This is a genomic window from Shewanella halotolerans (assembly GCF_019457535.1).
GTDB lineage: Bacteria > Pseudomonadota > Gammaproteobacteria > Enterobacterales > Shewanellaceae > Shewanella > Shewanella halotolerans.
Genome location: NZ_CP080417.1, coordinates 4,371,397 through 4,395,859 on the forward strand (window position 1 = coordinate 4,371,397; position 24,463 = coordinate 4,395,859).

Below are 24,463 nucleotides of genomic sequence, written 5' to 3' on the forward strand. Positions count from 1 at the left end.
CACAAATGTAATTAAAAATATCTCAATTAGACCCGAAATCGATTTTTTATTAGCCAAGTCTAAAAAAGGGTGATAACCCTATAAGTTCGTTATTTACATTTGCTTACAAATAGGTGGCATAACTTGTAGCAAACATAATAAGGTAAGGATGCTTTATGAAAGAAACTGCACTGTTAAAACGAACCTTTATCGCCATAGTCGGTGGTGTGATCACCCTTTCTCTGTTCGCTTTCATGGCCAAACTCATCGATAACGAACGGCCCACTCAAACATACGCCATTGCAACACCCGACCTAAACCTCTCCTTCGAGCCCAAACCGCCTGAAGAGAAGCAGCGGGAAACCATCATAGAACCTCAACAAGAGCCGCTTCAGCCCCCCAGACGGGTCGAGGGATTCGAGCAGAGTGAAACCAGCGAAACAGGAGTACTACCGGGTGTCATCGAGATGCCTAAGGTCGTCAATACCACCCGAGACTCACATGCGGTAAACGACACGAGCGATGCTCTGCCCATCATTCAGGTATCGCCTCAGTATCCCGTATCGGCTGCCCAGGAGGGCAAGGAGGGCTATGTGCTGCTGGAATTTGACATCACGGCCAGCGGCGCGGTCGAGAACATCAAGGTGATTGAGGCTAATCCGAAACGCATCTTTAACCGTTCGGCCGTCAACGCGTTAAAGAAATGGAAGTATAAACCTAAAATGGAAGAGGGACGGGTCATGCCACAAACCAGGCAGCAGGTGAGACTCGACTTCAAGTTAGATCAACAGATCTGAATCATATCGTCTTTTCCCAAGGAGGCTGCCAGGGCAGCCTCCTTGGCATGTTAGACTCGGCTAAGGCTATTAAGCCACCTATCCAACACGGCAGGTCTGCTTACGCACCAGGTGAGTCTTCTGCCACCAGAGTAGCGGGGCAAGCACAGACACCAACAGCAGGGCGTAGAGCATGTTAGCGCCCAGCGCCACTGCCATGGCAAGACAGAAGGCCACGCCCATGATCACCAGAGGCAGATAGCGCTTACTCAGCAGCCTGGCCGCCGCCAGCATGGAAACCAGATAGATGAGCACGAACACTCCATTGGTCCAGGCGATCAGATGTTCCAGCTCCTGGCCGAACAGGTAAGTCAGGCAGATAACCGTGGCCATGGTGATCAGCACGGCCACCAGCGCCCGTACCGGCACCCTGTGTTGATTGAGCTTGTCGAAATAACGGGGCAGCACGCCTTCGCGACTGAAACTCCAGATCAACCTGGCCACACTGGCGGTATAGACGTTGACCGTAGAGAGCCCGCCAGCGATCCCCAGAATTCCTATCACCTGAGCACCATAACCGCCAAGCAGATGATCGAAGGCGGTCACCATGGCGAGCCCCTCCCCCTTAGGCACAAACAGCAGGAGTAAGGTGCAGGTGACATAGACCAGGCCCACCAAGATGCTGCCTATGATCATCGCCGGCAGCATATCTTTATCCGGACGTTTGAAGTCGTTGGCCAGATGGGTCATCGCCTCGATACCGAGAAAACTCCAGAAGGCGATACCGGCCGCCGCCATCACCAGTCCCATATCGCTGCCCGCCTGGGGCGCCGCCAGTTCGAGATCGCCAAGCTTGGCACCACAGGCGCCGAACAGGATCACCACCACGGAGACTATGGCCAGGGTCAGGGCAAACTGCAACTTGGCCGACACCTGTATTCCCTTGAGGTTAAGTGCGAGCAGGAGCAGCAACAGCGCCAGCTCGGTCATCAGCTGCTGCCAACCCACCAGGGGCACCAGGGCATTGATAAACTGGAAGGTCATCAAGATGGCGGCGGGCGTGCCTATGGGCACCACTAGGAGGAAGATAAGTCCCGTCGTGCGTCCGGCGGTGCGGCCGAAGGCCTTCTCAACAAAGTATGCAGGACCGGCGGCATGGGGAAATACCCCCGCCAGGCGTGCAAATACCAGGGTCACAGGGATAATCGCCAGGGTGAGTAGTATCCAGGCTAGCAGGGCACCACTGCCCGCGGTAGCAATCGTCATCTCCGGCAGGATAAATACGCCTGTACCAAGCAAAGTGGTGGCCATCAGACCGGCACCTTGCCAGCGACCAATAGTACCGTGATTATGTTCCATCTTAGGTTCTGTTAGGGTTATCTATGGGGATAGTATAGACTTAGCGAGTCAAACAATCTGTCAAAGATTTCCGCCGAAAATCAAATTAGAGCCGACACTTTGACGGATTTTTATCGATTTACCGACACTTTGTCGGTCATATGCTTGGTCAGATACCAGAGAGGACAGCTTGGACAAGTTTGATAAGGCCATCATCAACGCCCTGAGACAAGACGCCAGACAGAGTGTTTCCAGCATCGCCGAAACCGTCAGCCTGTCGCGCAGCGCGGTTTCCGAACGGATCAAGAAACTGGAACAGACGGGGATCATCCGCGGTTATCAGGTGCTGCTCAGCGAATCTCAGAAAGAGGGGGTCTCCGCCTACTTCGAGATCCAACACCGCTGTCCCCGCTGCGCCGATGTGGTGCATGTGTTCCAGTCTATCCCCGAGGTGATCACCTGTCGCGGCATCACGGGCGACATGGATCTCCTGGTCTATGTACAGGCCAACTCCATGCGCCGCCTGCACGAGATCCGCGAATATATCGACGCCCAGACCGACATCATCAAGCTCAAGACCCATGTGGTGATGAGCGAATGGATCGACAATCGCGGCTAACATGGATATTTCTCATGCCTGAACATGAGTAACAGTTTAGGCCTGTGGTTTCCTTTACTATATGCTTAACGATAGACTATCGTTTAACTCTTTCATTGGTTAAACCATTATGCAGATTGAAAAAACCGCCGAATTGAACCTTCTTTGGGGCTCGCTAATCCTCGAAGAGCTGGCACGCCTTGGAGTGCAACATGTCTGCATGGCGCCCGGCTCTCGCTCGACCCCACTCACCCTGGCGGCGGCCAAACAGACCAAGCTCAAGCAGCATCTTCATTTCGATGAGCGTGGCCTGGGCTTTCTCGCCCTGGGACTGACCAAGGCCAGCCGCGCCCCGGTCGCCATCATCACCACCTCGGGCACGGCGGTCGCCAACCTCTATCCTGCCATAGTCGAGGCCTGGCTGACCCAGGTACCGCTAATCGTCCTCTCCGGCGATCGCCCGCCAGAGCTGCTGGGCTGCGGCGCCAATCAGGCGATCGTGCAGCCGGAGATTTTTGCCGACTATGCCAAACAGGTCAATCTGCCGACTCCGGATATGGCGATACCGCCCCAGGCGCTGCTCACCCTACTGGATGAGTCGGTCGCCAACGCCAAGGGGCCGATACACGTCAACTGCATGTACCGAGAGCCCCTCTATCCGGGCTCCATGAGCGCCGATTTCACTCACTACCTCAGTCCGCTGGGCAACTGGCAACATAGCGCCCAGCCCTATAACCTGTTTGCCGACGCCCAGCTGATCAGCGCGCCGACGCCAGACGCCCTGGCGCGCTTCGTTCATGGCAAGGGCGTGATTATCGCAGGCACCCTGGCGCCCGAGCAGCAACCCGAACAGCTTATCGAACTGGCGCAAAAGCTCGGCTGGCCACTGCTGACCGACGCCCAGTCTCAGCTGAGACAACATGGCGCGGCAATCGGCAACATAGATCAACTCCTGCTGCAGCCCAAGGCCAAGGCGCTGCTGCAGGAAGCCGACACTGTGCTGGTGTTCGGCGGACGTCTGCTGTCGAAACGCCTGATTAACTATCTTAGCGAGCAGAAATGGAAACGTTACTGGCAGGTGCTGCCGCGTCAGACCCGGCTCGATCCTAGCCATAGCGCCAAGCAGGTGTGGATAAGCCCACTTGCCGCCTTTGCTCAACTGCCCTGGCCGAGATCCTCCGAGGCCAACTGGGCACTGCAACTGATCGAGGCCAACGAGCAGCTGGCAACCCTGTTCCAGCAGCAGATAGACGACGCCGAGTTTGGTGAGGCCCAGGTGGTGCGCGCCATCGCCGGACGCGGTGAGCAGCAGCTGTTTATCGGTAACAGCCTGCCGGTACGCCTCTACGACATGTACGCCCCCATCACCCCCTTAGCGCCTCGCGTCTTTACCAACCGCGGCGCCTCGGGTATCGACGGCCTGCTGGCCACCGCCTGCGGAATAGCGGCCCACAAGGCCAGCCCGACCACGCTTGTCATCGGCGATCTGTCACAGCTGCACGATCTCAACTCATTGGCGTTGGCGGCGAAGCAACAGGGCACTCTGGTGATCGTCATACTCAACAACGACGGCGGCAACATCTTCAACCTGCTGCCCGTGCCCGACGAGAAGCTGCGCAGCGGGTATTATCGTCTGGCCCACGGCCTGGAATTTGGCTATGGCGCGGCCATGTTCGGCCTGCCCTATAATCGCGTCGAGGATATAGTGAGTTTCAACGAGGCATACGACGATGCCCTCACCTACCCGGGTGCCTCTGTCATCGAGGTCTGTGTGGCGCAGGATCAGGCCAGCGAACAGATCGAGCGCCTCGCCGCCTGGATCAAGCAAAGCTGATGCTGGCCTACCGATGCGATGGCGACAGCCAAAGACCCGTCTTAGTCTTATTGCATGGACTGCTGGGAGATAAAGATGACTGGCAGGCCATCCTCCCTCGGCTCAGTCACCATTTCTGCTGTATCGCCCTGGATCTGCCCGGTCATGGCGCCAGCCCTTCGCTCGAAGGCAATCCAGACTCGTCAGGCTTTCAGCGGGTCGTGACCCATATCCTCTCGACACTGGACGAGCTAAAGGTAAATCGCTTTCATCTGCTGGGTTACTCACTCGGTGGCCGCATCGCCCTGCATCTCGCCCAACATCTTGTAAAACGGGCGCCCGAGCGTCTGCTCAGCCTACATCTGGAATCTTGTCATCCTGGGCTTAGCAATGACGAAGAAAGAGCCCAGAGGCTGGAGCAGGATAGGCGCTGGCAGCAGAAGTTACTGTCTCTGCCCATCACAGATTTTCTCGCCCTCTGGTACAGGCAGGGGGTGTTTGCCTCCCTTAGCGACGCGCAGCGGCAGAGGCTCATCCAGAAGCGGGCCCATAATAGTCCCGAGGCGCTGGCCAGCATCTACCTGCCCACCTCTCTGGGGCAGCAGGCGAATCTGGCGCAGTTACCCAGTGAGCTGGCGCTCCCCTGGCACTACTATGTCGGCCTGCAGGACGATAAGTTTCTCGCCCTGGCGAGCGCCTGGCAGGCGAGACAGGGGATATCCCTAACCAAGGTGCCGGAAGCCGGACACAACGTGCATCTGGCGCAGCCAGAGGCCTTTTGCGATACCCTTATCGCTAATCTCAGGATACAAGCATGATACTCAGCCAACTCAGCCTCTATCGCTATCAGATCCCCTTGGACAAGCTGCTGCCGGTGGGCAAGCAGCGTATCGATAACCGTCAGGGGCTGGTCCTCAGAGCCAGCGCGGTAACCGAGCAGGACGAATCTGTCACCAATGAGGTAGAGATAGCCCCCCTGAGCGGCCAGGATGTGGACGAACAGCCCCTCAAAGGCTTTAGCCAGGAGTCGCTGAACCAAGTGATCGACCAACTCATGCCCCTGCTGGATGAGCTGATAAACCAACCGGTCGACGAGCTGGCAAGACTCGCCCAGGAGACACAACTTCCCTCCTTGGCATTTGGCCTTTCGCTGCTTCACGCCAGACTCTCGGGCCGATTGCCCGCCGCCAGACGAGGCGCGCGAACCATCCCCCTCATCTATCAGGCGCAGGATGAATCGCCCCAGGCGCTGGATGCCCGCATAGATGACTTGGAAAACTCGACTCATGCGGTGAAGGTCAAGGTGGGACAGACCTCGATGGAGCAAGAGGTTGCCATGATCCATCGCATCCTGGCCCGTCGCCCCGATCTCAAGCTAAGGCTGGACGCCAACGGCTGCTTCACCCTGGAAGCAGCTATCGATTTCCTCGCCTGTCTGCCATTGGAGGCGATTGAGTATATCGAGGAGCCTTGTGAAAACCCGGGCGACAACACGGCCCTGTATCAGGCCCTGGGAGTAGGATTTGCCTTGGATGAGACCCTGAGTAACCCAGGCTACCGATTTACCATGATGCCGGGGCTTAGCGCCCTCATCGTCAAGCCGATGATCTTAGGCTCGCTGGCGAATCTTCAAACCCTGACTCAGAAGGCCCACGAGGCGGGCGTGCGGGTCATTCTCAGCGCCAGCCTGGAAGCCAGCCTGGGCATCAATGCACTGAGAGATCTCAGCGAGGCCCTGACCCCTGACGAGGTGCCAGGACTGGATACCCTAAGCGCCTTTAGCGCCGATCTGCTGGTATCTACGGGTAAGAGTCGCTGCCTGACGCTGGAAAACCTGATCTGCCTGAAACAGGTCTTGCGGGAGGCGGTTTGAAGCACAGCAAGGAAATTGGCCACGAAACTAGCCAGGACATTGGCCGGAAAAGCATAGACACCTCGCCGCTGCACCTGATGGCGACCAAGGCGCCCGGGCAAGTCGCCCTGCATCACTGGCAGGATGGCGGCTACCGCGCCATCGACTATGCTCAACTATCCCAAAGGATACGACAGTGCGCACGCCAGCTGCATGATCTAGGCGTAACGTCAGGCGACAAGCTGGCCTGCGTCGACCAAAACTCTCTGGCACTGGTGATCCTCTACTGGGCCTGTATCGATCTCGGCGCCATCTTCTGCCCGTTAAACCCAAGGTTCCCCAAGGCGCAGATCGCCGCAATAGCCGATCGCTACGGCTTTAAGTATTTCTGGGCAGGCGAGGCCTATCAAGCCTTACTGCCGGAACCGGGCCTGACGCTTACATTAGACGCCGAGGCGTCACTCACCACGACTCGCGATAGCAAGAAAGCAACCAAGGCAGAAGCAACTAAAGTCGAACCAACCAAAGTAGAAGCAACTAAAGTAGAAAAAATCAGGATAGACACGGCGCGGCCCTGCAACATCATACTCACCTCGGGCAGCAGCGGCATGCCCAAGGCCGCCGTGCACTGCCTCAACAATCATATCGCCAGTGCCCTGGGCTCGACCCAGAAGATCCCCCTTGCTTGCGGGGACAACTGGCTGCTCTCCCTGCCGCTGTTTCATATCGGCGGCCTGGCCATAGTCAATCGCTGCGCCTTGGCCGGCGCGGCCCTAACCCTGCCAGCACCAGGCCTGTCGTTGGCAAAGCAGCTTAAGGCAATGCCTCTGACTCACCTCTCCCTGGTGGCCACTCAGCTAGTGAGATTGCTTAACGACGCACCCGAGAGTCTTAAGGGCCTCAAGGCGCTGCTGCTGGGCGGTAGTGCTATGGATGAGCAGCTGATCGAACGCCTGACGCCGCTGGGCATTCCGGCATTTACCAGCTACGGTATGACAGAGATGAGCTCGCAGATCACCACGGCAAGAGCCAATGCCCAGGGCAGTTGCGGCATGCCTCTGCCTGGGCGTCAGCTGAATATTATCGATGAGGTGATCTATGTGCGCGGCGAGACACTGTTTCTCGGTTATCTGGGCGATAAACCGCCCCATAGCATCGCCAGACCGCTGGATGACGATGGCTGGTTCTGCACCCAAGATCGCGGCCGATTCACGCCCGAGGGTGAGCTGCTCATACTAGGGCGCACGGACAACATGTTTATCTGTGGCGGCGAAAACGTGCAGCCCGAGGAGATAGAGGCAGTGCTGAGAAGCTATCCCGGCATCGAGGAGGCGCTGGTGTTTGGCGTAGCAGATGAGGAGTTCGGCCTGCTGCCGGTGGCCATCATCAAAGGGGAAGTCGCATCGCTTGAGAAACTCGAAGGGTTTCTCTGCCAGCATATCGCCCGCTTTAAACGCCCACGGCGCTATTTCCCCTGGCCAGAGGTCGAGCAGACGGGACTCAAGTTACCCCGTAAACTCGTGATTCAGGCGGTGGCCGAGCGCCATGGATTAGCCACAAAAAAACCTGCTTGATAGCAGGTTTTTTCATTCTTTGTTATTCACCTTAGGGCGTTACATTTCCATGCGACCCTTGAGCTTGTTCATGGCGTTCTTCTCAAGCTGCCTGATACGCTCGGCAGAAACTTGATAAGTGGCCGCCAGCTCTTGCAGCGTGGTCTTATCTTCGTCTAACCAACGCGCCTGTAGAATATGCTGGCTACGCTCATCAAGGGTCTTGATGGCCGCCAGAAGACGAGTTTGGTTATCGGCTTCGAAGTTGTCATTTTCGACCTGAGAGGCGATATCAGACGAATGATCCTCAAGGTAATGCACCGGGGCATAGTCCTGATCGTCATCGTTGTCACTGGCCAGATCGAAGGCTGGATCCTGCGCCGCCATGCGTGATTCCATCTCAGTCACATCGCTCTTCGAGACGCCCAGGTTTTCGGCCACCATGGTCACCTCTTCATCGCTGAACCAGCCAAGACGTTTCTTAGCCTTACGCAGATTGAAGAACAGTTTACGCTGCGCCTTGGTGGTCGCGACCTTAACGATACGCCAGTTTTTTAGCACGTATTCGTGGATCTCGGCTTTAATCCAATGCACGGCAAACGAGACAAGACGTACACCCACATCGGGATCAAAGCGCTTTACCGCCTTCATCAGACCAATGTTACCTTCCTGGATCAGATCCGCCTGTGGCAGACCATAACCCGCGTAACCTTTGGCGACATGAATAACGAAACGAAGATGAGACATAATCAACTGCTTCGCAGCCTGAATGTCACCGGTCTCCTGCAGACGTTTCGCCAGCTCATACTCCTCATTCGCCTCCAACATAGGAATGTTGTGCGCAGAATGGATATAAGCCTCTATGCTACTGCTGCTTTGAGGTACCATTAGTGCCATTGATTGCGTTTGATTAGTCATTAACGCTCCTAACTTCTTATCTTGCTTAAATTTAACGCTTCGGGTGCTCAGCGCCGTCTGAGGACAGCATTCCGTGGGAGTATAAAGAAAGGGATTACGCCCAGGGACAAGCTGATGAACTATTAACTATCTGACAGTCTATGTCAACACTCGAAGCTGAACAGGGTTTAATTTCACCCGATTCTATAGACATTGCAAGTGAAAATTAGTTCATAAATTCCCGGGAGTCCAGCCCCCAGGCCAGCCTATTTCTGCGGCAATAAATACCCGCTTAGCCTGTGTGGCACAGCCCCTAGGAAGGCTCGATCGCCCTTAGGTGTTGACGCACCGACAGGTAGGAACCTAACCAACCGAGGAAGGAGGCCAAGAGTATCAGCTCGCCCAGCTCAACCAGGGTCAGCGACTGCATCTCCAGCGTACTGCCATAGAGGCCGAGCAGGCTCGCCAGGGCGCCGTCCAGATACCAAACCAGCAGATTGATGATCACCCAGGCCAGTACGCCGCCGATCACCCCAAACCAGATCCCGGTATAGAGGAAGGGACGCTGAATAAAGGCCTCTGTGGCGCCCACCAGCTTCATCACCTCGATCTCGGTGCGGCGATTCATGATGGCCAGACGTATGGTGTTACCTATCACCAGCACCACGGCCAACACCAGCAGGGCGGCGATGGCCATCACGGTGCGCTCCAGCAGCCTCACCACGGCCTGCAGGCGCTCCAGCCACTCAATATCCAGTCGACCAAAGCTTACCTCAGGTTCGAGCTCTAGCTTCTTTAGCAGCTCGCGGGCGCCATTAGGGCTGGCGTGCTTGATACTCGGGGTTACCGTGATCACCGCAGGTAACGGATTCTCATCCAGATAAGCCAAGGCCTCGCCAAAACCCGACAGGCGCTGAAACTCTTCCAGGGCCTTGTCGCGGTCGATATAGCTGACGGCGCTCACCTCAGGGTAGGCGCTGATACGGCTGATGAGGCTCTGTATACTGCGCTCGCTGCGTCCCTCGTCGATAAACAGGGAGATCTCGGCGGCGCTGTTCCAGGACTGAGTAATGGTCTCGGCGTTCTTCACCAACACCTGCAGGGCCGCCGGCAGGCTAAGGCTTACCCCCAGCACGGCCATGGTCATCAGCGAGGAAACTGGATTGCGCCATAACTCCCCCATGCTGCCCATGGCATGTTGAATATGACGGATAAAAAACATCACGATACGACCGCTGATAGGAAGCTTACTGCGCACCAATTGAGGTTGCTGACTCATGTGACTCTCCTCAATTATTCGCCGAAGGCACTGGCAGTTGTGTGAGTGCTCGCCAGCTCGTCACCACCCAGGATACGCCCCTGTTTCAGGGTCAGGGTGCGATAACGCATTCTGGCGATCAGGCCCAGATCATGGGTGGCGATCAGCACAGTCGTGCCGGCATCGTTAAAGGTTTCAAACAGGCGCAGGATATCCATGGACAACTTAGGATCCAGGTTACCCGTAGGCTCATCGGCCAACAGCAGTGGCGGCTTGTTGACGATGGCGCGGGCGATCCCCACCCGTTGCTGTTCACCGCCGGACAACATGATGGGATAGTGACGCTCCTTGCCATACAGACCCACCATATCCAGCGCCGCTAGCACCCGCTTCTTGATCTCATGCAGGGCGAAGCCCTCGATCACCAGAGGCAAGGCTATATTGTCAAAGACGCTGCGGTCCATCAGCAGGTGATGGTTTTGGAAGATCATGCCGATATCCCGGCGCAGGAAGGGGACATCCTTGGGGCGGATGTTAGCAATGTCGTGGCCATTGATGGCTACTCGGCCGGCATTGGCCCGTTCGATCACAGTGATCAATTTAAGCAGGGTACTCTTGCCCGCCCCGGAGTGGCCGGTTAAAAATGCCATCTCACCGCGTTTCAGATGAAAACTTACGTCGGAGAGGGCCTTCTGACCACCGGGATAAACCTTGCTAACCTGCTCAAATCGAATCATAAGTACCCAATCTTAGGTTGTTGAAATCAGATTGTTGAAATTAGATTGTTGCAATAGTGTCTTGATGAGGCCAGCCGAAATCGGCTGGCCCTGGCATTATGCCCGAGTTCAGACATTTGCTACTTGGCATCATCCTCATGGCTGAACAGGGCGTCGACAAAGTCTTTCGCATCGAAAGGCCTTAGATCGTCGATCTGCTCACCGACACCTATGTGCCTAATTGGGATGCCAAATTTATCTGCGATGGCAAAGATCACCCCGCCCTTGGCCGTGCCATCGAGCTTGCTCATGGTGATACCCGTGACGCCAACCGCCTCTTTGAACAGCTGCGCCTGGCTAATGGCATTCTGACCCGTACTCGCATCCAGGGTCAACATCACCTCGTGAGGGGCGCTCTCATCTTGTTTCTTCATCACACGCACCACTTTCTTCAGCTCATCCATCAGATGGGCCTTATTCTGTAGGCGTCCCGCCGTATCGGCGATCAAGATGTCTATCTTACGGGCACGCGCCGCCTGCAGCGCATCGAACAGTACCGAGGCACTGTCTGCACCTGTGTGCTGGGCGATCACTGGAATATCATTACGTTGACCCCAGACCTGCAGCTGCTCGACGGCCGCGGCGCGGAAGGTATCGCCCGCCGCCAACATCACCGACTTGCCCTGCTGTTGATACTGCTTGGCCAGCTTACCGATAGTGGTGGTCTTACCCACGCCGTTAACGCCGACCATAAGGATAACGAAAGGTCCGTCACTGTTTTCCGGCACCAGAGGAATGCTCACCGGCTCCAGAGTCTTCTGCATCTCTTCACGCATCAGCTCATAGAGGGCCTCGCCATCTTTCAGCTGCTTACGGCTTGCCTGCTCGGTCAGACTGGCGATCAGGCGACTGGTGGTTTCTACCCCCACATCGGCGATCAACAGCTGCTCTTCCAGCTCTTCGAATAGCTCATCATCGATCTTCTTGCCCTTGAACAGGCCGATGAAACCACTACCGATATTCTCACTGGTGCGCTTCAGTCCGCGTTTAAGGCGGGCAAAGAAACCCTCTTTGGTCGGCTTCTGCTGCGGCTCGGGCTGTTGTTCAACCTGCTCCTCTTGCGCTGTCTGTTCTGCTTGCTCAGCGGCTAGATGCTCCTGCTCTGCCTGCTCGGCTGCAAGGCGTTCTTGCTCTGCCTGCTCGGCGGCAAGACGGGCATTCTCTGCCTCGACGCGAGCCTGCTCGGCAGCTTGACGGGCATTCTCTGCCTCGACGCGAGCCTGCTCCTCGGCGATGCGTTGCTGCTCAGCCTGCTCGGCTGCTAAACGCTCTTGCTCTACCTGCTCGGCAGCAAGACGGGCATTCTCTGCCTCGACGCGGGCCTGCTCCTCGGCGATGCGTTCCTGCTCAGCCTGCTCCGCAGTTAAACGCTCCAGCTCAGCTTGTTCCGCAGCTAGACGCTCACTCTCTGCTTCGAGACGGGCCTGTTCGGCAGCCAGACGGGCGTTCTCCGCTTCGACGCGAGCCTGCTCCTCGGCTATACGTTGCTGCTCTGTCTGCTCGGCGGCTAGGCGTTGCTGCTCTGCCTGCTCTGCCTGCTCTGCCTGTTCGGCAGCTAGGCGTGCATTATCTTCTTCGACGCTAGCCTGTTCGGCTTCTGCCTGGGTCGAAACTTCTACTTCTGGTGCCGCCGCTTCCTGCTCAGATTTATCTTTGCGGAACCAAGAAAAAAAACCTTTTTTTGCCATGTGTAATACCAGTACTCAACTAACTGATTCAAAATTCGCTATAAAGTCGTTTTGCGCCCGTTATTATAACCAGATAGCTAGGCTATTGACGCAGAAAAACACGGCATTTTTTTCGCTAATGCCCCGGGCTTTACACCTTTTTATTATGCTTTACGTTAAAATAGCGACCTCAATTTAGCGCAACAGTCTAACACTTAATCTGGTCAGGCCAAATTCCGCTAAATGAATCCACAAAATACAGGTAGAAAATGGCAAGAAATCGACCCGCAAGCGGACAGGTGAGGATCATCGCCGGACAATGGCGTTCCAGAAAACTCCCGATCCAAGATCTCGAGGGGCTAAGGCCCACCACAGACAGAGTCAGGGAAACCCTGTTTAACTGGATCGCAGGGGATCTTCCCGGCGCCCGCGTGCTCGACTGCTTCGGCGGCAGTGGCGCCCTCTGCTTCGAGGCGCTCTCTCGCTACGCTAAATACGCCAAGGTATTCGAGCTACAGGCCGGCGCGGCCAAACAGCTCAAACAAAACCTTGCCACCCTCAAATGCGACTGCGCCGAGGTGGTACAGGGCGACACCTTAGTGCAGCTTAAGACGCCGCCCGCCGAGGGCTTCGATGTGGTCTTCATCGATCCCCCCTTTCGCAAGGGATTAGCCCAGGCCTGTATCGACGGCCTGAATGCCCAGGTATGGCTCAATGAGAATGCGCTCGTCTATGTGGAGACGGAGCGTGAGCATCCGCCGCTAAACTTGCCTGCCCACTGGCTTCCTCTCAAGGAGAAACAGGCCGGTCAGGTGACCTATCGTCTTTATCGAGTAGAACGTCCGGAGGCTGAATAATGAAAATGATCATTCTCATCGGCAAGGGGATCACTCTATTTGCCTGGGCCGTGATGCTCTACAACCTGTTTGTCCCGGCAGAAGGCAACATAGGCATGTTGCTGACGCTGCTACTTGGGATCACTCTGGTGATGCACGGCCTACAGACGCTGATCTTCCGCACCCTGTTTAAGCCGCTGATGACCATAGGTTACGGCGATTACCTGAGTGTCATGCTCTTTGGCGTCTTCAGCCTGCTGGAATATCGCCAGCGCGTGATGCAGCAAGGCGTCACCGACAATCAGGCCTAAACGCTGATCTTTTGCTAAAGATAAGCAGCCATAAAAAAGCCCCATAAAGGGGCTTTTTTATATCTTAATCTTAACCACTAGAGGCCGGGGACCCGTCCCTGATAGTTGATCGGGTAGTAGCCCTGGCTGTCGCGCTTACCGAGGAAGCTTAGCGCCTGCTTAAGATCGTCGGACTGCGCCTCTGTCTCTTTGATCTTGGCGGTTACCTGCACCAGCTTGTCGGCCTTAAGCAGCGCATGACCACTGAGGCCTAAGGCATTCATGCTGTCATCCGTCTGCACCTTGATGTTGCCATCGACACAGCTCAGCGCCACGGCGACATCACCCAGAGGATACTTACCGAACTGGTTATTCACCTGCAACTGCTGGGCAAAGAGTTTACCCGTGAGCTGCTGACACCAAGGTACGCCCTGCTCCAGGTCTTGCAGCATCAGGCTGAAGTTGCCCCCTACCTGGGTACGAAACGGCAGACGCGCGTTGCCCACCAGGAACTCGCTCGGCGCGTCGAAACGCACGCCGCTGGCATCGATACCAGACATAGACAGGCTTACGAAACCCTTACCATTTACGGCGGTGGCGCGGCTGCCCACCACGAAGTCGATGTTAGCCCTGCCCGTCAGCAGGCCCCAGGGGCTCAGCTGCCAGCTCACCTGCTCCAGGCGGCGCTTCTGCAGCATTAAGCTATCAATCTCACCGGACCAGATGGTGCCAGAGATCCCAGAGGCGTTCACCTGCTTAGGCAGGGGCGCTAACTTAACCGCCAGACTCGCCGGAAACAGGGCGAACAGAAACACCAGATAGACGAAAACGCCGATAACAATTTTTTTCACTAGACTCACAAAAAACCCTTACTACTTTGTTACTGCGAGAACTGGATACGACGCACCTTGACGAAGCCTTCGGTCTCACCATCGGCCAGATCGATATTCTCCAGGGAGAGCCCCTTCTGTTGCACCAGATCGCTCAGGTAATCCAAGAGCGAATCGAAGGGCACCTCGTCCATCCATACCTGGATCTTATTGCCCTGGGGCTGCATGCGGGTGATCTCCAGGCCATAGCTTTTAGCACTCTGGGTCACCACGGCGCTGAGACTACCGGAGAAGCCCTTCTTACCGCCGCTTTGCTTGAGGCCGGCTATCTTGTTGGCCGTCTGCTTCACATAGTTGAGCGTGCTCTCCTGAGCCGCCAGGTTACGCTGGGCATCCTCTTCGGCCTGGCTGATAGGCGTCCAGATCCCCCAGTAGAAGATGCCGAGCACCAACACTATGGCGCAAGCCGCCACGAGCTGCTGCTCGCGCAACACTAAGCCATTCCACCACGTCTTAATGTTGTCCATCTTACTTGCTCCTCAGGGTTAAGGTACTGGTCACTTCATCTTCGCCGCTGTTCATGGCGCCAGAATCCACCTGGAAGTGAGGCGAGATCAGCTCCTTAAACTGTTCAATCTGGGCATAACTCTTGGCGGTGATCTGCATGCGCAGCTCATTACGGCCGCCGTCGAAACGCAGACTGGTCGGCTTGAGCTCAGGCACCTTATCGAAACCAACGGCAAGATCGTCTAGCATGGTGAAGAAGGCCATGCCGCCGCCCGCGCCTTGCAGGGTGCGCAGCTGACTCTCCATCTGCGAGCGCACGTTCACCATGCGCGAGCTGCCCATCACCTGCTTGAAGATCTCACCCGTCTGCTGCTGCAGGCCTTCACGCTCGACGTTCATTTGGTGGATATTGAGTCCCTTGTTGACCAGGGCCAACACCAGTGCCACCAGGATGACGATGGCAGCGTTACGCCATAGCAGCAGATGCTTGCTGTATTCGCGCTTAGGGGTATAGATACCGCTGAGCAGATTTAATGGCGCGTTGAGGATCCCCTTGGCCAACACCAACATAGGCAGATCCAGCGGCTGAGGCTTGACCTCGACCCCTTGGATATCCAGATCGCTGTAGCTGGCCAGGGTGATAGGCGTCTCTTCCTGGGCCTCGGCGAGTCTTGGCAGGGCGGCCTGGAACCAGCTGGCATCCAGGCTGACGCCGCTACCCGTGCTGGTACGCAGCAGGTAATCCGGGCCAAATTTCATCGCCGCCCACTGGCATTCCTGTAGCGGCAGGGCAAGACAGTCGGGCACCAGTTGACGCGCCTTGATACCGGCCTCGCTCAACCAGGAGAGCCAGGTCTGCATCTGCTCGTGAGCCACCACGGCAACACTCAGCGACTCGCCATTGCGGGGGCCGGGGACAAAATGCAGTTCATCGACATTCTCGGCCAGGGTCTCTTCCAGCATGAAAGGCAGGGCCTTAAGCGCCTGACGCTGCCCCTTCTCCGGTAGCTGCACCGAGGTAAGGGTAATGGCTGAGGCGGGCACCAAAATATCCACCGGACGGTTGCCGGCGCGTTCGGTCAGGGTCGACAGCCCCTGGGCGTCGCTCAGTTCTCCCGAGGCGATGATCTCCTGCTCTTGCTCCGACCATACCAGCCAAGAGCAGCTCTGCTCCGCGCTTCTTCCTAATCGGATAAATAATCTTTCACTCAATGTCTTTCTCCACAAGTCTCATTAAGTTGCTCTCGATGAGCTTGTCCTTTTATTAGCCTAGACGAGCGCTGCCCACCTAAGAGATTATTTTTGGCCGCCATATTGACGGGTCAAGACGTCCAGCTGGTTGTTACCGCCCACACGTAATACACTTTGCATCCTGAAGGTGGCGCTATCAACCTTAGCGCCCGCCTCCAGCAGAAAATACTGACTCTTGAGGCTAAAACTCGATTCCAGATTCTTGTCCTGACGCAGCCCTGAGATAGAACCATTAGACCAGAAGTCATCCAGGCTGTCATAGCCGTCACCTGGGCGCTGATTAATGATGCTCTCGGCCTCGCCCACGCTGATCTTATTATCAAACATGCCCGCCAGCAGCGCCGCCTGCTCCACCTCTACAGTGTTGACGTTCAACACCTGGCGGTCATAGCCAGGAATGACGCAGATATAGGGCGCCAACTTGAGATAGACCTCCTGGCTGAAGCCGATGACCGCCCGCAGCTCGCTTCGATGGCTCATCAGGGTGTTAGCCGCCCGGTAAGGCACGGTGCGCGACTCATAGTCGGCATCTTCGGCGCCGAACGGGCTGGCGACCGTGTCCTCATCGATATAATCTTTCAGCGTATGGGTAAGGCGCTCGGCTGAAAAATCATCCATCCCCAGCGCCACCAACAGCCCCTTAAATTGTACCGCCGCCAGCGGCAGCTTGGGTTGGCCGTTTTCCACCTCTGTGGTCTCGATCGCCAGGGCGTTTAGGTTGAAACAGGCCTGCAGATCGCTGATACGACCTCCTATCTCACCTTGCTCGGCGGGAAACACCACATCGGCCTGGGCCCAATATTGCTGGCGATGCACCTTGCCGTCATCGGCATCGTCCAAATCTTGTTTCAACACCTTCTTGGCCAGCTCTTCGGCCGAGATCGCATACCAATAGGCCTGATCATACTGCGCCAGGTTAATGGTGCGGCGCACCGAGATCTGGTTACGGCTGTTGATATTAGTGGCTATGATGGCGATCATGGCCACGATCAACAAGACGACGATCAGCGCGACCCCACGCTGCTTTCCTGGCAAGCTATTCATCGTCATCTTCCTTGCCACCGGCACCGCCACTGTTGTTGCCACCCGTATTATTACCGCCCGAGTTGTTGCCGTTGTTATTGCCGCCGTTACTACCCTTGTTGTTGCCGTTGTTATTACCGTTATTGTTACCGTTATTGTTACCGTTATTGTTGCCCGAGCCATTTTCACTCAGCATAGCTCCCAAAGGTAACAGGAACTTGCGCTGTATCTTGCCCAGGCCTTCCACCTCAATTTCCATGGCGATCACCTTGGGCAGGCTAGTGGCATCAAACTTACGCTGCCATTTGTCCTCGACATAGAAGGAATACTCCACCGAAAGGACGTTTTTAATCACCACAGTCTTAATCGGCTCTGCGCCAAACTCCGGCTCGGGATAGGGAAAATACCAACGCTCCAGGTTGTTTTCCTGCACCACATAGGCCACCGACTGCAGGCTGCCCCGGGGCAAGAGCCCGTCAGGATTCAACCAGCCGATACGGTAGAAGACGATGGCCTCAGACTCTGAATCAAACAGGTCTTTGCCGGTTTGAATCACGGTCGAGCCACGCCCGCCTTCTAGCAGACGCGGAGTTCGGGCCACCATCTGGCCAAAATCCCGCTCCAAGGCACCGAAGCCCTGTTGCAACGACTTGAGCCGCTGAGCAAACTCGGCGGTGACCTCATCGTTTTTCATCACAGTGCTGAGCACGGCATTCGCCGCCAGGCCCAGCATGGCGAAGATGGCGATGGCGATCAGCATCTCCAGCAGGGTAAAGCCCTGTGCCCGCTTAGTCTTGCTTAAGCACATAACTGCTCACCTGGGCGATGATGCGCTTATAGCGCTCATCGTCACTGACACTGATGCGTATCATTCGAAAATTATCATCTGTGGTTTTCACCACCTCTTTGCGCCAATACCACTCTTTTCCCGCCAGTTCGACGCTGCCGTCTTTACGGCCGAGATCTGGAAATTTCTTCTCCAGGCGGGCATCCACCATCTGATTGCTGGCCACCCACTGAGCCAGGGTGCGCTCCTCGAGGATCGGCATGTTGGCCATCTGCTCACCCAGGCTCTTGGTGATGGAGACGGCGGCGATGGCAAACACCATGAGGGCCACGATCACCTCGAGCAGGGTCATGCCGGCGCTACGGCGTCTGCCCGCGAGACTCAGGCCTAGCCTGCGCTTACTCATCGAATCCATCCTCTCTGCCCAGGGTCAGGCGGCCTAAGGCATCGCCAACCACCAGGGCCTCAATCTCTTGGCCACGCTCATCTTTACCGACGAAGGTCAGCTCGAAGACGCTCATCTCGCCGCTAGGAAACAGCAGCACCTGAGGCTCGGGAAACTTTTTCTTCTCTTCTTCGCTGGGTTCGATAAGTGGCTCATCGAACCAGGACTCATCCTCTTCATCTCCCTGGGTTAGGGGCAAGCCGTCGAGCACCAACTCCATCTCTACCCCAGGCTCCATCTCTTTGGCCGCCAGCAGGCGATCTTGTTGCAGTGGCTTCCATTTGCCCTCATCGTAGACCACAAACTCGTAGCGCTGCTTGTCGATGACGATGCCGATGAAATGGCCGCTGAGTATGGTCTCATCCAACACCAGCTCGGTGGCCGCCATAAACTGGCGGGCCGTACGCTCCAGCGCCTTGTGTTGGTCGGCGCCGCTGGTGGTATAAGTCACCGCGGCGGCAGCCAATCCCATCAGCAAGACGACCAGCAGGACCTCTAGCAGGGTGAAACCGAATTGGCGGACGCCACGCATAAACAGACTCGTCTTAAGGCTTATTGGAAATCTTGTAGATTCCAGTTACCGATATCATCTTCGGTACCCGGTTGACCGTCAGGACCGGCACTGAAGATGTCGATCTTACCCTGCTCGCCTGGGCTCAATAGCAGGTAATCGTTACGCCATGGATCCTGTGGCAGACGCTTCACATAACCATCGGCGCGGTAGTTACGCGGCTCGGGTGAGATAGTCGGCTTCTGTACCAGGGCTTCGAGGCCCTGCTCTGTCGTCGGATAGACGCTGTTGTCCAGACGATACATGTCCAAGGCATTTTCCAGTGCAACAATGTCAGATACCGCCTTCTGGATGTCGGCTTTATCTTTGTTGCCCATAAGGTTAGGCACAACCATAGAAGCAAGGATCCCTAAGATAACGATAACCACCATGACTTCCAGTAGGGTAAAACCTTTTTGCTTGTTTCTTGCTTGCATTAATACTTCCTCTATAAAAAATGCCCTAACATCTGCGGCTAGGACGGCAGTTGGTGATAAACGCCTGGGCGTTAACCACTAATCATGTTGTTGAGTTCTAAGATCGGCTGCAGAATCGCCAGGACGATAAACAGCACCACGGCCGCCATGCTGACCACCAGCATGGGCTCGAACACCCCAAGGGCGATGTTGACGTTAGACTCAAATTCTCTGTCTTGGTTGTCCGCGGCGCGCTCAAGCATCTGCTCCAGCTGACCACTCTTTTCACCCGAGGTGATCATATAGAGCATCATAGGGGGAAAAAGTTTAGTATTGGCGAGTGCCGCGCCTAGGCTAGTACCTTCACGTACCCTGGCCGTGGCCTCTTCGACCGCCGCCCGTACCCGGACATTCATCAAGACCTCGCTGGCGATACGCATTGCATCGAGCAGAGGCACCGAACTGGCAGTAAGGATACTCAGGGTGCGTGCAAAACGCGCCGTATTCAAGCCCTTACTCACCCGGCCGACAACCGGCATCTTTAATATTGCGGTATCGAACTTCATCCTGTTAGCCGCGCTGCGCAGCAGCTGCTTGGCGCCCACCACCAGAGCGATGATGACGCCTATGACGATCAGGCCATAGTCGCGAACAAAATCCGATGAGGCGATCAAAAACTGTGTGGTCCAGGGCAGTTCCTGACCCATATGTTCGAACTGACCCACCACCTGAGGCACCACGGCGGCCAGCAGGATGGCGATCACGCTAATGGCAACCAGGGTCAAAACGATGGGATAGATCATCGCCTGGGTCATCTTGGTCTTTAACTGCTGACGACGCTCGGTATAGTCGGCGAGGCGGTTGAGCACCACCTCGAGATGGCCCGATTTCTCGCCCGAGGCAACCATGGCCCGGTAAAGATCGTCGAAGATATGGGGAAATTCGGCCATGGAATCGGCCAGGCTGTAACCCTCGACCACGCGAGAGCGCACCGCCATCACCATGCTGGCGAGACGATCCTTTTCACACTGCTGACCCACGGCCTTGAGGGCCTCTTCTACCGGCAGGCCGGCGGCCACCAGGGTGGCGATCTGACGGGTGATCAGCGCCAGCTCGGCGACCGAGATGCCACGCTTGAAGCTGAAACCGCCGCTCTTTGCCTTGGCTTCCTTCTCGACCACAGGGGTGATCTCCAGCGGCATCAGACGCAGCTCGCGCAGTTGTCCCCTGGCATGGCGAGCCGTATCGGCCTCGACAACCCCTTTCTGCTGTTTGCCCTGGGCGTTTAACGCCTTGTACTCAAATGCTGGCATGGCTACTCCTCGCGAGTGACGCGCAGCACTTCTTCCAGCGTAGTCACCCCGGCGAGGACTTTGATCATGCCGTCATGGCGAATGCTAGGTACCGTCTTACGAATATGCTTCTCGATGGCCAGCTCGCCGCGACCCGTGTGGATCAGCTCGCGTACATAGTCGTCCACCAGCAGCAGCTCGTGGATACCGGTACGGCCACGGTAGCCATTGTGGCCACAGGCCGAACAGCCTGTTGCCCGGTAGATGGTGCGTGGATCGTCTTCGCTGATCCCCAAAAGCTCACGCTCACGCAAGTCCGGCGTGTGCTCTGTCTTACAACTAGGACACAGGGTACGGATCAGGCGCTGCGCCAGCACCCCGAGCAGACTCGAGGAGACCAGGAAAGGCTCGACGCCCATGTCCTGCAGACGCGTGATAGCGCCCGAGGCGGTATTGGTATGCAGGGTGGAGATCACCAAGTGACCCGTTAGCGAGGCCTGCACCGCGATCTGCGCAGTTTCCAGGTCACGGATCTCACCTATCATCACCACATCCGGATCTTGACGCAGTATGGCCCTCAGACCACGGGCGAAGGTCATGTCGACCTTGGTATTGACCTGAGTCTGGCCTATGCCAGGCAGTTCATATTCAATCGGGTCTTCGACGGTCAGTATGTTAGTGTCGATGGAGTTGATCTCGGTCAGACCCGCATACAGGGTGGTACTCTTACCCGAGCCCGTAGGGCCTGTGACCAGGATGATGCCGTGGGGCTTGCGAATCAGCTCGTCGAACTGATGACGTATCTCATCTGTCATCCCCAGCTGTTTAAGATCTAGGTTGCCGGCATTCTTATCCAGCAGACGCAGCACCACGCGCTCGCCGTGGCTGGAAGGCATGGTCGAAACACGCACGTCCACCGCACGACCTGCGATACGCAGCGAGATACGGCCATCCTGCGGCACCCGCTTCTCGGCGATATCCAGACGCGCCATTACCTTGATACGCGAGACTAGCAGCGAGGAGAGCTTACGATTGGGCTTGAGCACCTCTTTGAGCACGCCGTCGACGCGAAAACGCACCACCAGCTGCTTCTCGTAGGTCTCGATATGGATATCCGAGGCTTCCTCTTTGATCGCCTCGGACAGGAGCGCGTTGATCAGCTTGATGATAGGCGCATCATCGTCACCCTCTAGCAGATCTTCGGTCTGTGGCAGCTCCTCGGCCAGGGTAAACAGATCCATCTCGTTGCCGATATCTTCCATCAGCTGCTGCGCCTCGGAAGAGTTGGCCTGATAGACCTGAGTCAGCTTGGCCTCGAACACAGAGGGCTCCAGCTGTGCCAGCGCCAGCTCTTTTCCTGTGTAACGGCGCACCTCCAACATAGCGTCGATAGGCGTGTTGATTGTGTGGTACAGGGTTAATCCGGCTTCGTCGTCCTTCTCCAGCACCAACTCGAATCTGTGGGCGAAGGCAAAGGGCAGACGATCCCGGCTGCTTGAGTGAAATACCTCATCGGATTCGGCCTCCGAGGCTAGCCCGAGTTCACTCGTTACCTGGGCCAGTTCCTCGTTTTGCGTGGCTTGGATATCACTCATCTTGCTTATCTTGCTGCTTGTTTTCGTTGATCTGTTTCAGCGCAGGATCGGTTTCACGCATCTTGGTCTCTAACCCCTTGCGATCCTTATAACGCTGCAGTACTTCGTTAACTTCGGGCGGCAGGTACTCTTCCTGATTCCACTCTTCCAGGATAGGCACGCTGGTATTTGGCATCAGGTTCACGCCACGCTCCTGCTGCTCGAGCTGCAGGGCACGGAAGTAGTTGTACTTACGACCGGCAATGCCTTCCATGGTCAGGCCATCACGTATGATGGTCGGCTTGATGAAGACCATAAGGTTTTTCTTCTTCTTGCCACTAGAAGAGGACTTAAACAGGTGACCTAAGATAGGGATATCGCCCAGGAAAGGCACCTTCTGCACGCTCTCCTGTACCTCTTCGTTGATCAGACCACCGAGCACCACGATCTGGCCTGAGTCGGCCATCACAGTAGTCGTCAGGCGACGGGTCGCGAAGGTCACGTCGACCCCTGTCTTACCGTTAATGCCCGAGACTTCCTGCTCTATGGTGAGCTTAACCGTTGTGCCTTCGTTGATCTGTGGCACGACTTTTAACTTCACGCCCACTTCCTTACGCTCGACCGTCTGGAAGGGGTTGCTGTTACCATTACTGGAGTTTTGGCTACCTGTCAGTACAGGCACCTCATCACCGACTATGAAGGAGGCTTCCTGGTTATCCAGGGTAGTGATAGAAGGCGTTGCCAACACGTTCGACTTGGTATCGCTCGACACCGCCTGGATCAGGGCGCCGAAGTCACCCATGGCAACACCCCAGGCCATACCGTTCACCTTACCTAGGGCCTGGGCCAGCAGGGTGATGTCACCCTTCTTGTCTGGATTCTTGGTACAGGTCAGGTTATCACCCGAGCCGGTACATGTTTGAGTCGCTTTCTCGTCTTGCGCCGCCCAGATACCGGCACCGATCTCACCGATAGTAGGGCCTAAGTTATTAAATTGGGTACCGCCACCTGCCTCTGTAGCCCACTGGATACCGAAACCGACATCGTCACCCTCGGCGACCTCGACGATAATGGCCTCCACCAATACCTGCGCGCGGCGAATATCTAACTGGTTTATGACGCTCTCCAGGGTGCGCATCTGATCCGGCTCGGCGCTGATCACTAGGGCGTTGGTGTCTGGGTGGGCCATGATATTAATTTCGTTGCGGCGCTTGCTGCGACCACCCTGGGCCTGACCGCCATCCTGATCTTTGGCCAGCTTCTCGGCAAAGCCGGTCAACACTTCCACTAAGTCTTCGGCCTTGGCGTAACGCAGGTAACGCACCTTGGTATTACCTGTGGTCGCCTGCTCGGCATCCAATTTCTTAATCAGGGTCACAACACGCTGACGACTCTTCTCGTCACCGCTGACGATCACGGCATTGGTACGCTCGTCGGCAACCACCTTAGGCGCCTGACCCGGTAGCTGTGACTGGTTGGCACTGGCGCGATACAGGGTGTCGATAATGCGCACCATCTCGCCGGCAGAGGCGTATTCCAGCGGCACAACCTGCACCTCGGTATCACCCTGCTTGTCGACGCGGCGAACAATTTCCACCAACTTGTTCACCACGGCCGCACGGCCAGAGATCATCAATACGTTTGACGGGTCATAGTTGACCACGTTACCCCCACCTGCGTTATCGTTTAACTGACGCAGCAAGGGAGCAAGCTGTTTGGCCTCTGTGTTGTAGAGCGCGACGATTCGGGTCACCATCTCATCGCCAAGGCCTGGGGTGTTGTCGTCGGCAACGCGGATCGCCGAGGTCTTGGCGTCTTTGTCCTTGATCACCTTGATGATGTTGTTGTCCATCTCGACAACAGCGTAGCCATAGACCTGCAACACGTTAAGGAAGAATTGATAGTACTGCTCATCGTTAAGCAGATCGTAACTGCGTACGTTGATCTTGCCGCGTACGGTAGGGTCGACGATGATAGTCCGGTTCAGGTTCTTACCAACTATGTTGATAAATTCCTGAATGTCAGTGCCCTTGAAATTAGCCGCGTATTGTTCCGACCACGCCACTTGTGGCGCTAACAGCGAGGCGCCCATCACGACGCTCGCGATAAGATTGCGGCGTATTTTCTTGTTGTTCATTAATGACTTCCCCTAACC

The 24,463-nt window shown here is 56.3% G+C and carries 24 protein-coding genes; 8 read left to right on the forward strand and 16 right to left on the reverse strand.

The window, feature by feature from the left end:
* Positions 1-155: 155 nt before the first annotated feature.
* On the forward strand, positions 156-776 hold the full coding sequence (locus K0H81_RS18920) for an energy transducer TonB (RefSeq protein WP_220059344.1): 621 nt from the start codon (positions 156-158) through the stop codon (positions 774-776).
* A 78-nt stretch (positions 777-854) separates the two neighbouring features.
* Here the strand turns inward: K0H81_RS18920 and yjeH are convergent, their stop codons facing one another.
* Positions 855-2,114: an L-methionine/branched-chain amino acid transporter gene (gene yjeH, locus K0H81_RS18925; protein ID WP_220059345.1), complete on the reverse strand. Its 1,260-nt coding sequence runs from the start codon at positions 2,112-2,114 to the stop codon at positions 855-857.
* 169 nt (positions 2,115-2,283) lie between these two features.
* Between yjeH and K0H81_RS18930 the strand changes: the two genes are divergently transcribed.
* From K0H81_RS18930 to menE, 5 genes are all read left to right on the forward strand, one after another.
* A complete protein-coding gene (locus K0H81_RS18930) occupies positions 2,284-2,712 on the forward strand; it encodes an Lrp/AsnC family transcriptional regulator (RefSeq protein WP_220059346.1) in 429 nt (142 codons plus the stop codon).
* Between the two features lie 109 nt (positions 2,713-2,821).
* Complete coding sequence (gene menD / locus K0H81_RS18935; RefSeq protein WP_220059347.1) at positions 2,822-4,525, forward strand: 2-succinyl-5-enolpyruvyl-6-hydroxy-3-cyclohexene-1-carboxylic-acid synthase; 1,704 nt, start codon at positions 2,822-2,824, stop codon at positions 4,523-4,525.
* On the forward strand, positions 4,525-5,322 hold the full coding sequence (gene menH, locus K0H81_RS18940) for a 2-succinyl-6-hydroxy-2,4-cyclohexadiene-1-carboxylate synthase (RefSeq protein ID WP_144201458.1): 798 nt from the start codon (positions 4,525-4,527) through the stop codon (positions 5,320-5,322). Before menD ends, menH begins: the two co-directional genes overlap by 1 nt.
* A complete protein-coding gene (gene menC, locus K0H81_RS18945) occupies positions 5,319-6,377 on the forward strand; it encodes an o-succinylbenzoate synthase (RefSeq protein ID WP_144201456.1) in 1,059 nt (352 codons plus the stop codon). Before menH ends, menC begins: the two co-directional genes overlap by 4 nt.
* A complete protein-coding gene (gene menE / locus K0H81_RS18950; RefSeq protein WP_220059348.1) occupies positions 6,374-7,930 on the forward strand; it encodes an o-succinylbenzoate--CoA ligase in 1,557 nt (518 codons plus the stop codon). The genes menC and menE overlap by 4 nt, the downstream gene beginning before the upstream one ends.
* A gap of 39 nt (positions 7,931-7,969) precedes the next feature.
* Here the strand turns inward: menE and rpoH are convergent, their stop codons facing one another.
* The 4 genes from rpoH to ftsY form a co-directional block, all read right to left on the reverse strand.
* Positions 7,970-8,827 (reverse strand): RNA polymerase sigma factor RpoH, encoded by an 858-nt coding sequence (rpoH, locus tag K0H81_RS18955; protein WP_144201452.1) that lies wholly within the window; start codon positions 8,825-8,827, stop codon positions 7,970-7,972.
* A gap of 292 nt (positions 8,828-9,119) precedes the next feature.
* Positions 9,120-10,085, reverse strand: coding sequence for a permease-like cell division protein FtsX (gene ftsX, locus K0H81_RS18960; RefSeq protein ID WP_144201450.1), 966 nt, complete (start codon positions 10,083-10,085; stop codon positions 9,120-9,122).
* 14 nt (positions 10,086-10,099) lie between these two features.
* Positions 10,100-10,801, reverse strand: coding sequence for a cell division ATP-binding protein FtsE (gene ftsE / locus K0H81_RS18965; protein ID WP_144201448.1), 702 nt, complete (start codon positions 10,799-10,801; stop codon positions 10,100-10,102).
* A gap of 119 nt (positions 10,802-10,920) precedes the next feature.
* Positions 10,921-12,528 carry a signal recognition particle-docking protein FtsY gene (gene ftsY / locus K0H81_RS18970; protein WP_220059349.1) on the reverse strand — a complete coding sequence of 536 codons (1,608 nt, stop codon included), beginning with the start codon at positions 12,526-12,528 and terminating at the stop codon, positions 10,921-10,923.
* 248 nt (positions 12,529-12,776) lie between these two features.
* On the opposite strand from ftsY, the gene rsmD reads away from it, so the two are divergent.
* Both rsmD and K0H81_RS18980 read left to right on the forward strand, forming a co-directional pair.
* Positions 12,777-13,364 carry a 16S rRNA (guanine(966)-N(2))-methyltransferase RsmD gene (rsmD, locus tag K0H81_RS18975; protein WP_220059350.1) on the forward strand — a complete coding sequence of 196 codons (588 nt, stop codon included), beginning with the start codon at positions 12,777-12,779 and terminating at the stop codon, positions 13,362-13,364.
* Positions 13,364-13,654 (forward strand): DUF1145 domain-containing protein, encoded by a 291-nt coding sequence (locus tag K0H81_RS18980; RefSeq protein ID WP_220059351.1) that lies wholly within the window; start codon positions 13,364-13,366, stop codon positions 13,652-13,654. The genes rsmD and K0H81_RS18980 overlap by 1 nt, the downstream gene beginning before the upstream one ends.
* Before the next feature lie 77 nt (positions 13,655-13,731).
* Here the strand turns inward: K0H81_RS18980 and K0H81_RS18985 are convergent, their stop codons facing one another.
* From K0H81_RS18985 to gspD, 11 genes are all read right to left on the reverse strand, one after another.
* Positions 13,732-14,493, reverse strand: coding sequence for a type II secretion system protein N (locus tag K0H81_RS18985; RefSeq protein WP_220059352.1), 762 nt, complete (start codon positions 14,491-14,493; stop codon positions 13,732-13,734).
* A 20-nt stretch (positions 14,494-14,513) separates the two neighbouring features.
* Complete coding sequence (locus K0H81_RS18990; RefSeq protein WP_220059353.1) at positions 14,514-14,990, reverse strand: type II secretion system protein M; 477 nt, start codon at positions 14,988-14,990, stop codon at positions 14,514-14,516.
* A 1-nt stretch (position 14,991) separates the two neighbouring features.
* A complete protein-coding gene (gspL, locus tag K0H81_RS18995) occupies positions 14,992-16,182 on the reverse strand; it encodes a type II secretion system protein GspL (RefSeq protein ID WP_144201438.1) in 1,191 nt (396 codons plus the stop codon).
* A gap of 84 nt (positions 16,183-16,266) precedes the next feature.
* Positions 16,267-17,265, reverse strand: a complete 999-nt coding sequence (gene gspK / locus K0H81_RS19000; RefSeq protein WP_220059354.1) for a type II secretion system minor pseudopilin GspK — start codon at positions 17,263-17,265, stop codon at positions 16,267-16,269.
* A complete protein-coding gene (gene gspJ / locus K0H81_RS19005) occupies positions 17,258-18,052 on the reverse strand; it encodes a type II secretion system minor pseudopilin GspJ (RefSeq protein ID WP_220059355.1) in 795 nt (264 codons plus the stop codon). Before gspJ ends, gspK begins: the two co-directional genes overlap by 8 nt.
* The gene (gene gspI / locus K0H81_RS19010; RefSeq protein ID WP_220059356.1) at positions 18,033-18,437 is read right to left on the reverse strand and encodes a type II secretion system minor pseudopilin GspI; all 405 of its coding nucleotides are present in this window, start codon (positions 18,435-18,437) and stop codon (positions 18,033-18,035) included. Before gspI ends, gspJ begins: the two co-directional genes overlap by 20 nt.
* Positions 18,430-19,008, reverse strand: a complete 579-nt coding sequence (gspH, locus tag K0H81_RS19015; protein ID WP_220059357.1) for a type II secretion system minor pseudopilin GspH — start codon at positions 19,006-19,008, stop codon at positions 18,430-18,432. Before gspH ends, gspI begins: the two co-directional genes overlap by 8 nt.
* Before the next feature lie 20 nt (positions 19,009-19,028).
* Complete coding sequence (gene gspG, locus K0H81_RS19020) at positions 19,029-19,463, reverse strand: type II secretion system major pseudopilin GspG (protein WP_011867410.1); 435 nt, start codon at positions 19,461-19,463, stop codon at positions 19,029-19,031.
* Between the two features lie 71 nt (positions 19,464-19,534).
* On the reverse strand, positions 19,535-20,755 hold the full coding sequence (gene gspF, locus K0H81_RS19025; RefSeq protein ID WP_144201428.1) for a type II secretion system inner membrane protein GspF: 1,221 nt from the start codon (positions 20,753-20,755) through the stop codon (positions 19,535-19,537).
* A gap of 2 nt (positions 20,756-20,757) precedes the next feature.
* The gene (gene gspE, locus K0H81_RS19030; RefSeq protein WP_144201426.1) at positions 20,758-22,329 is read right to left on the reverse strand and encodes a type II secretion system ATPase GspE; all 1,572 of its coding nucleotides are present in this window, start codon (positions 22,327-22,329) and stop codon (positions 20,758-20,760) included.
* Entirely contained in the window at positions 22,322-24,445 is a 2,124-nt protein-coding gene (gene gspD, locus K0H81_RS19035) for a type II secretion system secretin GspD (protein WP_144201424.1), read from the reverse strand. Before gspD ends, gspE begins: the two co-directional genes overlap by 8 nt.
* Between the last annotated feature and the right edge of the window lie 18 nt (positions 24,446-24,463).

What these genes read in the sequence shown, in the direction of transcription:
- ftsY (WP_220059349.1), bottom strand. Translation starts at nt 12,528, where the DNA reads ATGGCAAAAAAAGGTTTTTTTTCTTGGTTCCGCAAAGATAAATCTGAG.
- gspI (WP_220059356.1), bottom strand. Translation starts at nt 18,437, where the DNA reads ATGAGTAAGCGCAGGCTAGGCCTGAGTCTCGCGGGCAGACGCCGTAGC.
- gspG (WP_011867410.1), bottom strand. Translation starts at nt 19,463, where the DNA reads ATGCAAGCAAGAAACAAGCAAAAAGGTTTTACCCTACTGGAAGTCATG.
- K0H81_RS18920 (WP_220059344.1), top strand. Translation starts at nt 156, where the DNA reads ATGAAAGAAACTGCACTGTTAAAACGAACCTTTATCGCCATAGTCGGT.
- gspD (WP_144201424.1), bottom strand. Translation starts at nt 24,445, where the DNA reads ATGAACAACAAGAAAATACGCCGCAATCTTATCGCGAGCGTCGTGATG.
- K0H81_RS18990 (WP_220059353.1), bottom strand. Translation starts at nt 14,990, where the DNA reads ATGGACAACATTAAGACGTGGTGGAATGGCTTAGTGTTGCGCGAGCAG.
- rsmD (WP_220059350.1), top strand. Translation starts at nt 12,777, where the DNA reads ATGGCAAGAAATCGACCCGCAAGCGGACAGGTGAGGATCATCGCCGGA.
- gspK (WP_220059354.1), bottom strand. Translation starts at nt 17,265, where the DNA reads ATGAATAGCTTGCCAGGAAAGCAGCGTGGGGTCGCGCTGATCGTCGTC.
- menC (WP_144201456.1), top strand. Translation starts at nt 5,319, where the DNA reads ATGATACTCAGCCAACTCAGCCTCTATCGCTATCAGATCCCCTTGGAC.
- menH (WP_144201458.1), top strand. Translation starts at nt 4,525, where the DNA reads ATGCTGGCCTACCGATGCGATGGCGACAGCCAAAGACCCGTCTTAGTC.
- K0H81_RS18980 (WP_220059351.1), top strand. Translation starts at nt 13,364, where the DNA reads ATGAAAATGATCATTCTCATCGGCAAGGGGATCACTCTATTTGCCTGG.
- yjeH (WP_220059345.1), bottom strand. Translation starts at nt 2,114, where the DNA reads ATGGAACATAATCACGGTACTATTGGTCGCTGGCAAGGTGCCGGTCTG.
- gspJ (WP_220059355.1), bottom strand. Translation starts at nt 18,052, where the DNA reads ATGTGCTTAAGCAAGACTAAGCGGGCACAGGGCTTTACCCTGCTGGAG.
- gspF (WP_144201428.1), bottom strand. Translation starts at nt 20,755, where the DNA reads ATGCCAGCATTTGAGTACAAGGCGTTAAACGCCCAGGGCAAACAGCAG.
- ftsE (WP_144201448.1), bottom strand. Translation starts at nt 10,801, where the DNA reads ATGATTCGATTTGAGCAGGTTAGCAAGGTTTATCCCGGTGGTCAGAAG.
- menD (WP_220059347.1), top strand. Translation starts at nt 2,822, where the DNA reads ATGCAGATTGAAAAAACCGCCGAATTGAACCTTCTTTGGGGCTCGCTA.
- gspE (WP_144201426.1), bottom strand. Translation starts at nt 22,329, where the DNA reads ATGAGTGATATCCAAGCCACGCAAAACGAGGAACTGGCCCAGGTAACG.
- rpoH (WP_144201452.1), bottom strand. Translation starts at nt 8,827, where the DNA reads ATGACTAATCAAACGCAATCAATGGCACTAATGGTACCTCAAAGCAGC.
- gspH (WP_220059357.1), bottom strand. Translation starts at nt 19,008, where the DNA reads ATGCGTGGCGTCCGCCAATTCGGTTTCACCCTGCTAGAGGTCCTGCTG.
- ftsX (WP_144201450.1), bottom strand. Translation starts at nt 10,085, where the DNA reads ATGAGTCAGCAACCTCAATTGGTGCGCAGTAAGCTTCCTATCAGCGGT.